The organism is Nocardioides nitrophenolicus (assembly GCF_016907515.1).
Taxonomy (GTDB): Bacteria; Actinomycetota; Actinomycetes; order Propionibacteriales; family Nocardioidaceae; genus Nocardioides; species Nocardioides nitrophenolicus.
Genome location: NZ_JAFBBY010000001.1, coordinates 1,015,543 through 1,028,854 on the forward strand (window position 1 = coordinate 1,015,543; position 13,312 = coordinate 1,028,854).

General features: G+C 72.2%; 13 protein-coding genes. 4 read left to right on the forward strand and 9 right to left on the reverse strand.

Going from position 1 to position 13,312, the window contains the following annotated elements:
- Positions 1–106: 106 nt before the first annotated feature.
- Positions 107–631 carry a hypothetical protein gene (locus JOD66_RS04950; RefSeq protein ID WP_204835797.1) on the forward strand — a complete coding sequence of 175 codons (525 nt, stop codon included), beginning with the start codon at positions 107–109 and terminating at the stop codon, positions 629–631.
- Here JOD66_RS04950 and JOD66_RS04955 read toward each other — a convergent pair.
- Positions 594–3,695: a lamin tail domain-containing protein gene (locus JOD66_RS04955; protein WP_204835798.1), complete on the reverse strand. Its 3,102-nt coding sequence runs from the start codon at positions 3,693–3,695 to the stop codon at positions 594–596. The two genes, JOD66_RS04950 and JOD66_RS04955, sit on opposite strands and share 38 nt — an antisense overlap.
- 152 nt (positions 3,696–3,847) lie before the next feature.
- Between JOD66_RS04955 and JOD66_RS04960 the strand changes: the two genes are divergently transcribed.
- Positions 3,848–4,198, forward strand: coding sequence for a TA system antitoxin ParD family protein (locus JOD66_RS04960; RefSeq protein WP_204835799.1), 351 nt, complete (start codon positions 3,848–3,850; stop codon positions 4,196–4,198).
- A 10-nt stretch (positions 4,199–4,208) separates the two neighbouring features.
- Positions 4,209–4,781 (forward strand): ATPase, encoded by a 573-nt coding sequence (locus tag JOD66_RS04965; protein ID WP_204835800.1) that lies wholly within the window; start codon positions 4,209–4,211, stop codon positions 4,779–4,781.
- A 16-nt stretch (positions 4,782–4,797) separates the two neighbouring features.
- Here JOD66_RS04965 and JOD66_RS04970 read toward each other — a convergent pair whose 3' ends face one another.
- Genes JOD66_RS04970 through JOD66_RS04980 form a run of 3 tightly spaced genes read right to left on the reverse strand, consistent with a single transcriptional unit; the run spans position 4,798 to position 7,813 of the window.
- A complete protein-coding gene (locus JOD66_RS04970; protein ID WP_204835801.1) occupies positions 4,798–6,039 on the reverse strand; it encodes an acyl-CoA dehydrogenase family protein in 1,242 nt (413 codons plus the stop codon).
- Positions 6,039–7,058: a phosphotransferase family protein gene (locus JOD66_RS04975; protein WP_204835802.1), complete on the reverse strand. Its 1,020-nt coding sequence runs from the start codon at positions 7,056–7,058 to the stop codon at positions 6,039–6,041. The genes JOD66_RS04970 and JOD66_RS04975 overlap by 1 nt, the downstream gene beginning before the upstream one ends.
- Entirely contained in the window at positions 7,055–7,813 is a 759-nt protein-coding gene (locus JOD66_RS04980; protein ID WP_204835803.1) for an SDR family oxidoreductase, read from the reverse strand. The genes JOD66_RS04975 and JOD66_RS04980 overlap by 4 nt, the downstream gene beginning before the upstream one ends.
- Positions 7,814–7,917: 104 nt before the next feature.
- Between JOD66_RS04980 and JOD66_RS04985 the strand changes: the two genes are divergently transcribed.
- Entirely contained in the window at positions 7,918–8,526 is a 609-nt protein-coding gene (locus tag JOD66_RS04985) for a TetR/AcrR family transcriptional regulator (RefSeq protein ID WP_204835804.1), read from the forward strand.
- A 97-nt stretch (positions 8,527–8,623) separates the two neighbouring features.
- Here the strand turns inward: JOD66_RS04985 and JOD66_RS04990 are convergent, their stop codons facing one another.
- Genes JOD66_RS04990 through JOD66_RS05010 form a run of 5 tightly spaced genes read right to left on the reverse strand, consistent with a single transcriptional unit; the run spans position 8,624 to position 13,298 of the window.
- Positions 8,624–9,967, reverse strand: coding sequence for an NAD-dependent succinate-semialdehyde dehydrogenase (locus JOD66_RS04990; RefSeq protein WP_204835805.1), 1,344 nt, complete (start codon positions 9,965–9,967; stop codon positions 8,624–8,626).
- A complete protein-coding gene (locus JOD66_RS04995; protein ID WP_204835806.1) occupies positions 9,967–10,776 on the reverse strand; it encodes an SDR family NAD(P)-dependent oxidoreductase in 810 nt (269 codons plus the stop codon). The genes JOD66_RS04990 and JOD66_RS04995 overlap by 1 nt, the downstream gene beginning before the upstream one ends.
- Positions 10,773–11,477, reverse strand: coding sequence for a type 1 glutamine amidotransferase (locus JOD66_RS05000; protein WP_204835807.1), 705 nt, complete (start codon positions 11,475–11,477; stop codon positions 10,773–10,775). The genes JOD66_RS04995 and JOD66_RS05000 overlap by 4 nt, the downstream gene beginning before the upstream one ends.
- Positions 11,477–12,409 (reverse strand): TIGR03619 family F420-dependent LLM class oxidoreductase, encoded by a 933-nt coding sequence (locus JOD66_RS05005; RefSeq protein ID WP_307823300.1) that lies wholly within the window; start codon positions 12,407–12,409, stop codon positions 11,477–11,479. Before JOD66_RS05005 ends, JOD66_RS05000 begins: the two co-directional genes overlap by 1 nt.
- 28 nt (positions 12,410–12,437) lie before the next feature.
- Positions 12,438–13,298: a fumarylacetoacetate hydrolase family protein gene (locus JOD66_RS05010; RefSeq protein WP_204835808.1), complete on the reverse strand. Its 861-nt coding sequence runs from the start codon at positions 13,296–13,298 to the stop codon at positions 12,438–12,440.
- Between the last annotated feature and the right edge of the window lie 14 nt (positions 13,299–13,312).

Below are 13,312 nucleotides of genomic sequence, written 5' to 3' on the forward strand. Positions count from 1 at the left end.
CGCGGCCAGAACTTGTCACCCAGGTCACAAGTGGCGCGGTCCGCGGGCATGAGCAGCCCCCACCCGGGCAGAGGCGCCCGATCGAACCCGACGAGAGGAGCAAGCCGTGGAGATCGGAACCATCGCGGAGTGGGTCGGTGGGGTGGCGACGGTCCTGGCCACCGCCGCCGCCGTGTTCGCCGGCGTCATCGCCTACCGCGCCTACCGGCGTGAGGAGGACAGGGACCGTCAGTCACTCGCCGCGGGCGTCCACGCGTGGCTGGCGCGTGACACCGCGGAGGAAGGTGGCGGCCAGCGACTGATCGTGACGAACCACGGCTCGTCGCCGGTCTACGAGGCGCGGGTCGAGCTCGTGATCAACGGCCAGGCCGCCAACGCGCCGAGCCGCGCCGGGACCTGGCGGGTGCTCCCGCCGGGGCAGTACGTCATCGCACCCCATGACACCTACGTGTGGTCGCTCCCCGACCCCGTCGACGACCCGCACCGGTGCCGGCCCTACACCCGCAGCGCGCAGCATCTCGTCCACCGCCTGACGTTCACCGACGCCCGCGGCGTGCGCTGGCAGCGCGAGGGGGCGGGCCGGCTGACCGAGCTCAGCGACCCGCCTCCCGCGTCCCCGGACGCACGGTAGGTGCGGCGGCGACCGCCTGCGCCAGCACGGCCCGCTGCTTGCGCAGCTTCTTCTTGAGCTTCTTCAGCTTCGCGGTCAGCCGCTTGACCTTGGCGCTCTGCTTGGCCTTCTTGGCCGCCTTCACCGCTGCCTTGACCGAGGCGACCTTCTGCTGGGTCGCCGCGACCTTCGCCGCGGCCTGCGCGAGCGCCAGCTCGGCGGCGGTCGGCGAGGCCGGCGGGCCCGGCGGGGTCACCACGGGCGGCGTGACGACGGCGGGGACGGCGAAGTCGGCGGGCAGGTGGCCCTCGCGCAGCGAGTGGTCGTCGGTGTCGCCGTCGTCGGTCCAGACGACCTCGACCAGGCCCCCGACGGCGGTGCTGCGCGGGCGCACGGCCATGCCCTCGTTGTTGAGGTTGGGCATCCCGGCCGGGCGGGCGAGCGAGTGGGTGACCACGAAGTCGCCGTTCTCGACGCTCAGCAGGTTGAAGGTGCCACCACAGCTGTCGTCGCACAGCGCCCACAGTGCCTGGCGGTCGGGGTCGTAGGCGACGTCCATCGCGAACGGGAAGCCGGACGCCTCCACCTTCACCTCGACCGGGGCGGCGCCGGGTGCGAGGGAGAAGAAGTGCAGGGCGCCGGTGGCCTCGACGGCGGCGACGAACAGCCCCGGCGTCGGGTACGTCGCCGCGGAGTACGCCGTGCCGCCCACCTTCCAGCCGGCGGCGACCAGGAAGGCGTCGGGCACGTAGGTGATGCCCTCGAGGCCGAGGTTGGCGCCGGTGGTGACGAAGGAGTCGACGTCCCACTCGCCGACGGCGGTGAGGTCGGTGGTGGCCGCGGTGACCGCGGAGACGTCGTACCGCTCGATCTTGTTGGCGGAGACGCCGCTGTTGTCGTTGTCGCGCTCGGAGGTGACGTAGACCGAGCCGTCGGGGCCGACGGTCACGCCCTCGGAGTCGGGCTTGCCGGTGCCGGACGCGAAGTGCAGCTTCTTGCCACCGGCCCAGCCGTCGACGGCGACATAGCTGCCCGCGACCTTGCGCATCTTGTGCAGCGTGTTCTTGTTCTGCACCACCCACAGGATGCTCGGGTCGGTCGGGTCGAAGGCGGCACCGGACGCGTCGCCGTCGCCGTTGCCGTCGGCGTCGGCGAACCCGTCGACCTCGTCGACGGTGGCGACCTCGGCCGGCCCGGGCCAGGCCGTGGTGTTCAGGCCGGGGCAGGCGTTCGCGGCGCCCCAGGTGGCGGTCGGCGTCTCGACGTAGGAGACGGTGCCGAACAGGTCGCACCTGCTGTACGACGCGATGCCGTCCTCCTGCCAGGCGTGCCCGGCCGCGGTCGCGCCGTCGCTCGGCCGGCGCAGGCTCAGCGCGTCGGCGCTGTCGAGGCCGACGATGCCGCTGGCGACGTAGAAGACGCCCGGGGCCAGCGAGGTCGCCGCCGGGACGGTGTGGACGACGGTGGCGGACGCGTCGAGCAGCTCCCACCCGGAGATGTCGACGGCGCTGTCGCCGGTGTTGAGCAGCTCGGCCTTGCCGGCCACGTTCGAGACCTCGTTGAGGACGACCGTCGTGACCAGGGCGGGCGAGAGCCTGGTCTCGCACGACGCCGCGTTGTCCCGGCCGAAGCTGTTGGTCGCGACCGGCCAGTACTCCTCGGAGCCGTCGGGGCAGGCGGCGTACGAGCGGGCCGCGGAGGCGAAGGTGTCGGAGACGCCGGCCTGGCCGTCGCCGTAGCTCACCTCGTCGATGAGCTGGCGGCCGGCCGCGTCGGCGCCCGGTCCGTAGACCTTGACGCCGTCCCCCTCGCCGGACAGCCCCTTCTTGGAGGAGAAGGCGACGTAGCCGCCCGCGGGGATGGTCGGCTCGGTGGCCGCCACGAGGGCGCTGCCGTCCCACACCTTGAGGTCGGCCAGGCTCAGCCGGACGGCGGCCGTCGCGGCGCCGCTGTCGACCTGGTACCAGCCGTCGATGCTGACCGGGGCGGTGCCGGTGTTGACCAGCTCGACCGCGTCGCCGAAGCCCGGGTTGTCGGGGTCGCCGGCGTTGAGGGAGGAGACCTCGTTGATCTCGACGTCGTCCCAGTTCGGGTCGAGGGTGGGCTCCTCGCCGCCGCCCGTGGTGAACGAGTTGACCGTGCCCGGGGTGGCCGCCGCCGACAGCTTCCACAGCCCGACGCCCGGGGTGGTCCGCGCCCACGAGGGCGAGGCGTGGCGGGTGGTCGTGCCGTCGGCCGCGTAGCCGACCCAGGTGGTGTCGACCAGCGTGCCCTCGTCGTTGGAGAGGTAGAGGTGGTCGTCCTTGCTCAGCCCGAAGCCGCCCGCGACGAAGGTGACGCCCGCCGGCGGCGTGGCGGCCTGGGTCTCGATCGCGAGGTAGCCGCCCGGCGCGAGCACGGCGCTGCTGCCGCCGAGGACGATCTCGTCGCCGACGGTCCGGGTGCCCGCCCCGTCGGCGAGCTGCCACCCGGTCAGGTCGACCTGGGTCAGGCCGTTGTTGCGGATCTCCACGAAGTCGGCGCCGTCGGAGAAGTACTCGTTGAGCGAGACCCCGGCGTCCTCGGCCGAGAGCGCGTTCGAGCCGCCGGGCGTCGCCGTCGCCGCCTGCGCGAAGGGGCCGGTGCCGTCCGTGGTGCGGGCATAGCTCGGGGCGGCGTGGGTGTCGGCCGGGAGGTCGACGTACGCGTCGATGACGGTGGCCTGGTCGGGGCTGAGCAGGTGCACCTCGTCGGACTTCCCGAGCCCGAAGCCCTGCGGGTACGACGGGTCGCCCGGGAAGACGACCGCGTAGCCTCCGGCCGGCAGCACTCCGTCGAGCACGATGTCGTCGCCGCCGGCGATGCCCTTGTCGTCGGTCAGGTGGTAGCCGGTGAGGTCGACGTTCGCGGTGCCCTTGTTGTAGAGCTCGATGAAGTCGGTGTTGGCGTTCCAGCCGTTGGTGCTGAACTCGTTGATGACGACGCTCCCGAGTGCGCCGGACGGGTCGGCGGCACGCGCGGGCGCGGTGACGGCGAAGAAGGACAGGCCGGTGAGGCCGACGGCGCCGGCGGCGAGTGCCGCCACGGCGCGGGAGGGGGATGTCACGGCAGGAGGTTCCTCGGGTGAATGGTGATGGGTCGGTAGGACTCAAGGTCCACGCACCGGGAGAACGTCGGGTGAATGCCGTACGACCTCGGACGGTCGGGGACGCGGCGGATGGCTCCCCCGCGCTCGTAGCAGACTGCTACATTGGATCCATGACGACGATGCCGACGCGGATCGACGGCGCCCTCTTCGCGGCGGCCAAGTCGTCAGGCGCCCGCAACTCCCGCAGCGCCGCCCAGCAGCTCGACCACTGGGCGCGCATCGGCCGCGAGCTCGAGGCATCCACGACCCTCAGCCACCGCGAGATCGAGGCCGTACTCGCCGGCGGTGGCGCGTACGACGCCCTCCAGGAGCGGGAGCAGGCCGTCGTCCGTGCGGCGTGGGACGAGGGCCTGGCGGAGCGGCTCGACACCTTCGACCTGAGGCAGGTCATCGCCGCCCAGGGCGTCGGCTGGGTCGAGAACGACGACCAGGGCAACCTCACGATCACCGACGCCGACTGACCGTCCCGGCGTGGCCACTCCCGTCCTGCACCTCCTCGCCGGACCCAACGGGGCAGGCAAGTCGACCTTCGTCGTCCACTACCTCCAGCCCGTCACGCACCTGCCGTTCGTGAACGCCGACGTGATCGCCGCCGAGCGCTGGCCCGGCGAGGAGCTGGAGCACGCCTATGACGCGTCCCGCGCCGCCGCCGAGCAGCGCCAGACCATGATCGCGGCACGCCGGTCGTTCATCTCGGAGACCGTCTTCAGCCATCCCAGCAAGGTGGACCTCGTCGCCCAGGCGACCGCACACGGCTACCTGGTCCACCTGCACGTGATCATGGTGGCCGCGGACACCCCGGTCGAACGCGTCCGGCGGCGAGTCCGCGCGGGCGGCCACGACGTCCCGGCGGCGAAGGTGCGGGAGAGATACGCGCGGTTGTGGGACCTGGTCGCGACAGCACGCCGCCTCGCGGACCGCACCACCTGTTACGACAACTCGTCCCTGGCGACGCCGTTCCGGGTCGTCGCGAGCTACGAGCGCGGGCGCCTGGTCGGCTCGGCCGACTGGCCGGCCTGGACGCCCGCGCCCCTTCGGGACTGAGGGTTCGGCCCCAGTCTCACGCTCCGCGGCGCGCGGCCTGGCGACGCAGCTCGGCCTTGGCGAGGGCGTTCTTGTGGACCTCGTCGGGGCCGTCGGCGAAGCGCAGGGTGCGGATGCCGGCGTACATGTTGGCGAGGGGGAAGTCCTGGGACAGCCCGCCGGCACCGTGCACCTGGATCGCCTTGTCGAGGATCCACTGCACGGTCTCGGGGGTGGCGATCTTGATCGCCTGGATCTCGGTGTGGGCGCCCTTGTTGCCGACGGTGTCCATCAGCCACGCGGTCTTGAGGACGAGCAGGCGCAGCTGCTCGAGCTTGACCCGGGACTCGGCGATCCAGCCGCGGACCACGCCCTGGTCGGCGATCGGGCGGCCGAACGCCACCCGGGACTCCGCGCGCTCGCACATCAGCTCGATGGCCCGCTCGGCGATGCCGATCGAGCGCATGCAGTGGTGGATCCGGCCCGGGCCGAGCCGGGCCTGGGCGATCCCGAAGCCGCCGCCCTCCTCGCCGATCAGGTTGCTCGCCGGGACCCGGACGTCGGTGAAACGGAGCTCCGCGTGACCGCCGTGCTCGTGGTCGTCGTAGCCCATGACCTGCATGCCGCGCACCACCTCGAGGCCCGGGGTGTCGCGGGGCACCAGGATCATCGACTGCTGGCGGTGCCGGTCGGCCGTGGGGTCGGTCTTGCCCATCACGATGAAGATCCTGCAGTTGGGGTTCATCGCGCCGGTGATCCACCACTTGCGCCCGTTCAGCACGTACTCGTCGCCGTCGCGCACGATCGACAGGCCGATGTTGGTGGCGTCGGAGGAGGCGACATCGGGCTCGGTCATCGCGAACGCCGAGCGGATCTCGCCGTTCAGCAGCGGCTCCAGCCACTGCTTCTTCTGCTCGTCGGTGCCGAACAGGTGCAGCACCTCCATGTTGCCCGTGTCGGGCGCGGCACAGTTCATGGCGGGCGGAGCGAGGTGGATCGAGCGGCCGGAGATCTCGGCGAGCGCGGCGTACTGGACGTTGGTCAGGCCCGCGCCCTCGACGTCCGGGTGCTCACCGGGAAGGAAGAGGTTCCACAGCCCGCGCTCGCGCGCCGCGGCCCGCAGCTGCTGGATGACCGGCGTCGAGTCCCAGGCCCACGGGTCGTCGAGAGCGGCGAACTGCTCCTCGAAGAGCGCCTCGGCGGGGTACACGACCTCGTCCATGAAGGCGAGCATCGTGGCGCGCAGCTCCTCGGTGCGGGCGTCGAATCCGAAGTCCATCAGTTCTCCTTCATTGCGGTGAGGCCGGCGTCGAGCAGGGGGTGGATCGCGGCGCCGATGTCGTCGAATCCCTCGCCGACGGTCTGGCCGGCGAGGAAGCGGTAGTGGATGCCCTCGAGGATGGCAGCCAGCTTGAAGGCCGCCAGCCCGAGATACCAGCCGAAGCCGGACAAGTCGCGGTCGCTGGCGGCGGCGTACCGGGCGATGATCTCGTCCTCGCCCAGGAAGCCGGGCGCGGTCGAGGCGTCGGTGACCGCCTCGCCGACGGTCGCGCCGAGCCGGTGGTAGGTCAGCATCAGCGCCAGGTCGGTGAGCGGGTCGCCGAGGGTGGCCATCTCCCAGTCGAGGACCGCGGTCGCCCGGTCCGCGCCGTCGGCGGTGTCGACGAGCACGTTGTCGAGGCGGAAGTCGCCGTGCACGATGCCGGTCGCCGACTCGGCGGGCACCGACGCGGCCAGCCGGCGGTGCAGCTCGTCGGCGGCGGGCAGGTCGCGGGTGTGGGAGGCATCGAGCTGCTTGCGCCAGCGCGCGACCTGGCGGCCGAGGAAGCCCTCGGGACGGCCGAAGTCGGCCAGCCCGACCCGCGCCGGGTCCACCGCGTGGAGGTCGGCGAGGATGTCGACCAGGCTCTCCGAGATGGCGCGGGTGCGCTCGGCGCCGAGCAGGCTCAGCTCTGCCGCGCGGCGGTAGGGGGTTCCGGCGCACCGCTCCATCACGTAGAACTCGGCACCGATCACCGTGGGGTCGGCGCAGAAGGCGTCGGTGCGCGGCACCGGGACGGCCGTGTCCTGCAGAGCCGACATGACCCGGTACTCCCGGCCCATGTCGTGGGCGGTCGCGAGCACGTGGCCGAGCGGCGGGCGTCGGACGATCCACTCCGCGCTGCCGTCGGAGACGACGAACGTCAGGTTGGACTTGCCGCCGGCGACCAGCTCGGCGGTGAGCGACGAGCCCGCGCCGGGGACGGCGGCGGCCAGCCAGGGGCCGAGCGCGTCGAGGTCGAGGCCCGGCGGGTTCACTCGACTCCCCCGGTGAGGGTGACCCCGCCGTCGACGACCACCGTCTGGCCGGTGATCCACGCGGCGTCGGAGGAGAGCAGGAAGGCGACGACGCTGCCGATGTCGTCAGGCTCGCCGAGCCGCTTGAGCGGGTACTGCGCGGCGACGTCGGCCTCGCGGCCCTCGTAGAGCGCGGTCGCGAACTTCGTCTTCACGACCGCGGGCGCGACGGCGTTGACCCGGATGTCGGGGCCGAGCTCGACGGCCAGCAGCTCGGTCATCGAGATCAGCATGGCCTTGCTGGCGCCGTACATCCCGATGCCGGGAGCGGGCTTCACGCCCGAGACCGACGAGACGTTGACGACGGCGCCGCCGTGCTCCTTCAGCCACGCCGCGTGGACGCGCTGGGTCCAGGCGAGGGTGGCGAGGCAGTTGACCTCGACGATCTTGCGGGCGGCGTCGAGGTCGAGCTCGATCATCGGGCCGTACGCCGGGTTGATGCCGGTGTTGTTGACGAGCAGGTCGGCGCTGCCGAACGTCTCGATCGCCTGGCGTACGACGTCCGCCTGGTGCTCCGCGTCGTCGGCCCTGCCCGCCACGCCGAGCGCCTTCGACGCCCCGCCGAGGGCGACGACGGCTTCGTCGAGGGCCTCCTTGCCGCGGCCGGTGATGACGACGCGCGCGCCCTCGGCGACCAGCCGCTCGGCGATCGCGAGGCCGATCCCCCGGCTCGCTCCGGTGACGATCGCGGTCTTGCCCTCGAACCTGCTGCTCACGTGCCTGCCTCGCTGTGTCGACGGAGGTTACTAAGCGCTTGCTTAGCGTGTAGCCTGAGTGTGCCCGGAGCCCCCGGACCCCGTCAAGACCCGGAGGTACGACGATGCCGACGCCCCCGACGCCCTCCTCCCGCGCCGAGGTCACCCGGGCGCGACTGCTCGAGGCGGCCGTCACGGCGTTCTCCGAGAAGGGCTTCCACGGCACGACGACCCGCGACATCGCGAGCGCGGCCGGGATGAGTCCCGCGGCGGTCTACGTGCACCACAAGTCCAAGGAGGAGCTGCTCTTCGTCATCTCGCGCCGGGGCCACCAGCAGGCGCTCGAGGTCGTCCGCGGGGCCCGTGCGTCCACGCCGGACCCGGTGGCACAGGTCGAGGCGGTGGGACGAGCCTTCGCGGCGTACCACGCCCACCACCACACGGTGGCGCGGATCCTCAACTACGAGCTGGCGGCGCTGAGCGACGAGCACCGCACGGTCATCGACGAGCTGCGCACCAGCATCGACCGCGAGCTGCGCGACCTGGTCCGCGCGGGCGTGGCGGCCGGCGTCTTCGCCACCCCGGACCCCGCCCTCGCCGCCACCGCCCTGGCGTCGCTGAGCATCGACATCGCCCGCTGGTACCGCGAGGACGGCGAGTGGTCCCCCACCCAGATCGGCGACTACTACGCCGACCTGGCGCTGCGCCTGGTGGGAGCGACGCCTCCGGCGTAGGGCTGCGGTTCCGCCGTCGTATCTGACGAATGGGTCGCAATTCGGCGCGCACCGCAGCCCGTTCGTCAGATACGCGGAACGGACCCGACCCCGAGAGTCAGCGGGCGACCCGGATCATCTTCTTGTTGACGAACTCGTCGATGCCGAGGGTGCCCAGCTCGCGGCCGTAGCCGGAGAGCCGGACCCCGCCGAAGGGCAGCTCCACGGCCTCCAGGCCGACGCCGTTGACGAAGACCATGCCGACCTCGAGAGCGCTGGCGACGCGGTCGGCCTGCTCGGGGTCGGTGGTGTAGAGGTACGAGCCGAGGCCGTACGGCGTGTCGTTGGCGATCCGGACCGCGTCCGCCTCGTCGGCGGCACGGAAGACCATGGCGACCGGGCCGAAGAACTCCTGGTGGTACGCCGGGTTGTCGGGCGTGACGTCGGTGAGGACGCCGACGGGGTGGAACGCACCGTCGCGCTCCCCCGCCGCGACCAGGGTGGCGCCGGCCGAGACCGCCGCGGCGACCTGGCCGGCCAGCTCCTCGGCGGCCCCGACCGAGGAGAGCGGGGCGTCGGTGCCGGCGGTGGCGATCTTGGCGGTGAGCAGGTCGACGAACGCGTCGTACAGCTCGTCGACGACGACGAACCGCTTGGCGCCGTTGCAGGCCTGGCCGACGTTGCCCACCCGGGCGGAGAGCGCGTCGTCCACGGCTCCCTCGAGGTCGTCGGTGGAGAGCAGCACGAACGGGTCGGAGCCGCCGAGCTCGAGGACGCACTTCTTCAGGTGCCGCCCGGCGAGCTCGCCGATGATCGAGCCGGCCCGCTCGGAGCCGGTGAGCGAGACGCCGTGGATGCGCGGGTCGGAGATCACCTCGGCGATCTGGTCGCTGGTCGCGTAGACGTTGACGTAGGCGCCCTCGGGCAGGCCGGCGTCGGCGAAGATCTCGGCCTGGAGGGCGGCCGAGCGCGGGCACTGGGCGGCGTGCTTGAGGACGATGGTGTTGCCGAGAAGCAGGTTCGGCGCGGCGAAGCGGGCCACCTGGTAGACCGGGTAGTTCCACGGCATGATCCCGAGCAGCGCGCCCACCGACTGCCGGCGGATCAGGGCATGGCCCTCGCCGCCGAGCAGCTCGATCGGCTGGTCGGCGAGCAGCGTCTCGGCCCGGTCGGCGTAGTACTGGTAGATGTCGGCCGAGAACAGCACCTCGCCCTTGGCCGCTCCCAGCGCCTTGCCCATCTCCAGGTTGATCGCCTCGGCGAGCTGGTCGGCCCGCTCGCGGTGCAGCTCGGCGACGCGGGCGACCAGGGCGGCGCGCTCGGCCACCGTGGTCCGGCGGCCCCAGGTCTCGTGGGCGGTCGCGGCGGCGGCGACCGCGGCGGCGACCTCCGCGTCGGTGGCGGTCGGGAAGGTCTCCAGCACCTCGCCGGTGGCGGGGTTGCGGACGGCGTACTTGCTCATCAGGACTCCTGGGACAGGTCGATGGACACGCGCGGATCGAGGGCGAGGGTGCCGGGGTCGACGACGCAGGAGCCGCCGTCGACGGGCAGCACCACGCCGTTGACGTACGACGCCGCGTCGGACAGCAGCCAGCCGACCGTCGCGGCGATCTCCTCGGGCCGCGCCGCCCGGCGCTGGGGTACGACGGCCGTGGCGAGCCGGTAGGCGTCGTCGGTGGACAGGCCGCGCTCCGCGCCGAGCTCGGCCATCTCCATGTCGCCCATCTCGGTCGCCGTCCAGCCGGGGCAGATCGCGTTGGCGCGCAGCCCGTCGCGGCCGTGGTCCACGGCGAGGGACTGGGTGAGCAGCAGCAGGCCGGCCTTGCTGGCGGAGTAGGCGGCCATCCCGTCCGCGGCGCGCAGGGCGGCCACCGACGAGACGGCGACGACGGCGCCGCGAGCCGCGAGCAGGTGCGGCAGCGCGGCCCTCACCAGCAGGAACGGGGAGGTCAGGTTGACCCGAACCGTCTCGTCCCACTGCTCCGGGGTCACCTCTGCGACCCCGCCGACGTGGATGATCCCGTGGTTGAGCACCAGCCCGTCGAGCCGGCCGAAGGTGGCGACGGTGTCGTCGACGACCCGTGCGACGCCCGCGGGCTCGCTGACGTCGGCGACCACGACGTGCGCCCCCGTCTCGTCGGCGACCGCGCGCAGCGGGGCCTCACGGCGCCCGCAGACCACGACCTGGTCGCCACCCGCGGCCAGCAGCCGCGCGACGGCGGCGCCGATCCCAGTGCCACCGCCGGTGACCAGGACGACCCGGTCGGTCAACGCCCCGCCACCTCGTCGAGGAAGTAGTCGACCAGGGCCGCCGCCCGGACCCGGATGTCGGGATCGAGGGAGCGGATGTGGTCGACCAGCACCTCGGGGTCGAGCCCCCGGTTGCGGGCGTCCTGCTCGCCGCCGTCCTGCAGCCACAGCGCGAAGCTGTCGGCGTCGATCTCGGGGTGGAACTGCACGGCCAGGTTGCGGCGCAGCACGAAGGCCTGCGGCGCGGCCGCGTTCACGCCGACCACCGTCGCGTCCGCGGGCGGCACGAAGCGGTCGTAGTGCCACTGGGTCCAGATCCCGGCGACCGCGGGCACGCCGGACACGACGTGCGGCCCGATCTCCGGCATCGGCGAGGCGACCACCTCGCCGCCGTGGGCCTGGGCGAGCATCTGGCCGCCGAAGCAGATGCCGAACACCGGGATCCCGGCCTCGTCGGCGGCCTGCAGCAGCTCGGTCTCCGGCTTGACCCACGACGCGACGGCGTCGCTGTAGGAGCTCCACCGCGCGCCGAGCACCAGCACGGCGTCGTACGCCTGGGGGTCGGGGAGGTCGACGTCCACGCCGGGGTCGTCGAGGCGGTCCGACGGGACCACCCGCAGGCTCTCGATCTCGTAGCCGCGCTCGGCGAAGCGCCCCTCGATCGACCCCGCGGTCTCGAGGTAGTCGTGCCCGATGACCAGCAGTCGCTTCCGGTCCGCCATCAGCCCATCGCCTCCGCCCGCTTCATGACATCCTTGCAGAACGCCTCCATCTCGCTCTTGTCGTCGATGTACATCGACGGCTTGATGCAGATGGTGGTGAAGCCCTGCTCGAGCTGCTCGGGAATCGAGTCCATCGACTCCCCCAGGTCCGCGAGCGAGTGGTCGTCGGGGAAGGAGTAGCGCACTCCTCCGACCAGCTCCAGCTCCGCCAGGTCGCGACCGGCCTCGGCCATCGCGTCGCGGATGATCCGGAGGTCCTCGGCCGTGGGGCGGCCGAAGGGGTGGAAGCCGTGGCCGTACTTCACGATCCGCTCGACGACCGCGCCGTGCGCCTGCTGCCCGCCGAACCACATCCGCGGGCCCTCGGGCCGGAACGCCTTCGGCTCGAGGTAGATGTCCTCGAAGTCGAAGTAGCGGCCGTGGTGGGTCGCCGGCGACTGCTCGAACACGAGCTTCATCACCTCGAGCTGCTCACTGAGGATCTTCCCGCGCTCGCGGAAGGGTACGCCGAGGGCGGCGTACTCGTCCCGGCTCCAGCTCACGCTGGGCTGGACGACCAGGCGCCCCTCGGAGATCAGGTCGAGGGTGCCGAGCTCGCGGGCCAGCAGCAGCGGGTGGCGCAGCGGCGCGAGCACCGCCGCGCCCACCAGGCGGATCCGCTCGGTGACGCTGGCGATCGCGGAGAACAGCATCAGCGAGTTCGGCCACGGCATCATCGGATCCTGGTTGCCGGGCGCCGCGTAGTCACGCGGGTTGCCCATCACGCCCTTGTCGCTGGCGTCGCGGCCGAGCACGACGTGCTCGGAGATCATCACCGAGTCGAAGCCGGTGTCCTCGGCGATCCGGGACCACGTGACGAGGTCGTCGAGATGGCGACCGTCGGTGAGGGTCCAGTTCTCGCTGAGGATCATCAGCATGCGGGGTGCGGGCACGGTGCGTCCTTGGTGGCGGGGGCGACGGTCAGTGGGTGTTCGAGAGGTCGGGCTTGCGGATGCCGCGGAACTCCCAGTCGCCGCCCTGCGCGGTCGAGAGCACCTCCTCGCTCTCGGTCGGCTGGGCGCCGACGTCGCCGCGGATCGGCGTGGGGCCCTCGACGATGTGGTTGCGCAGCGTGCCGAGGCCCTCGACCTCGACCTCGACGACGTCGCCGGGGTACACGGTGCGGGAGATGGCCGGCGTACCCGACATCAGGATGTCGCCGGGCTGCAGCGTGATGGTGCGCGCGATGTCGGCGACCAGGTAGTGCATGTCCCACTTCATCTCGCTGGTGTTGCCGTCCTGGCGCACCTCGCCGTTGACGAGGGTGCGGATCCGCTTGTCGTGGAAGTTCCAGCCCTCGACGACGCCGGGCCCGACCGGGCACAGCGTGTCGGCGCCCTTGACCCGCAGCATCGAGCCGGAGTCGGTGTCGCGGAAGTCGTGCAGGCCGTAGTCGTTGCCGATCGAGTAGCCGCGGATGTAGTCGCCGGCCTCCTCGGGCGAGATGTTGCGCGCCGTCCTGCCGATGATGATCGCGATCTCGCCCTCGTAGTTGAGCCACTTGCAGCCCTGCGGCCGGACCACGGCGGACTCGTGCGCGTTGAGCGCGGAGACCGGCTTGTGGAAGTACGTCGGCGCGGGCGGCAGCTTCGTCATCATCTCCTCGACGCGCGAGGAGTAGTTGAGGTGGACGCAGACGATCTTGCTCGGGGTCACCGGCGGCAGGTGGGTGGCCTCGGCGACGGCGACGCTGCGGCCGTCACCGGCGACCAGGGTGTCGCCCTCGCGGCGTACGTCGACGGCGTTGCCGTCGAGGAGGATCCGGCGGTACTCGGTGGTCATCTCTTGGTTCCTCT

Coding starts and splice junctions, on each gene's coding strand:
- JOD66_RS05000 (WP_204835807.1), bottom strand. CDS start 11,477: ATGGCGGACCGGAAGCGACTGCTGGTCATCGGGCACGACTACCTCGAG.
- JOD66_RS04960 (WP_204835799.1), top strand. CDS start 3,848: ATGACGACGATGCCGACGCGGATCGACGGCGCCCTCTTCGCGGCGGCC.
- JOD66_RS05010 (WP_204835808.1), bottom strand. CDS start 13,298: ATGACCACCGAGTACCGCCGGATCCTCCTCGACGGCAACGCCGTCGAC.
- JOD66_RS04985 (WP_204835804.1), top strand. CDS start 7,918: ATGCCGACGCCCCCGACGCCCTCCTCCCGCGCCGAGGTCACCCGGGCG.
- JOD66_RS04990 (WP_204835805.1), bottom strand. CDS start 9,967: ATGAGCAAGTACGCCGTCCGCAACCCCGCCACCGGCGAGGTGCTGGAG.
- JOD66_RS04970 (WP_204835801.1), bottom strand. CDS start 6,039: ATGGACTTCGGATTCGACGCCCGCACCGAGGAGCTGCGCGCCACGATG.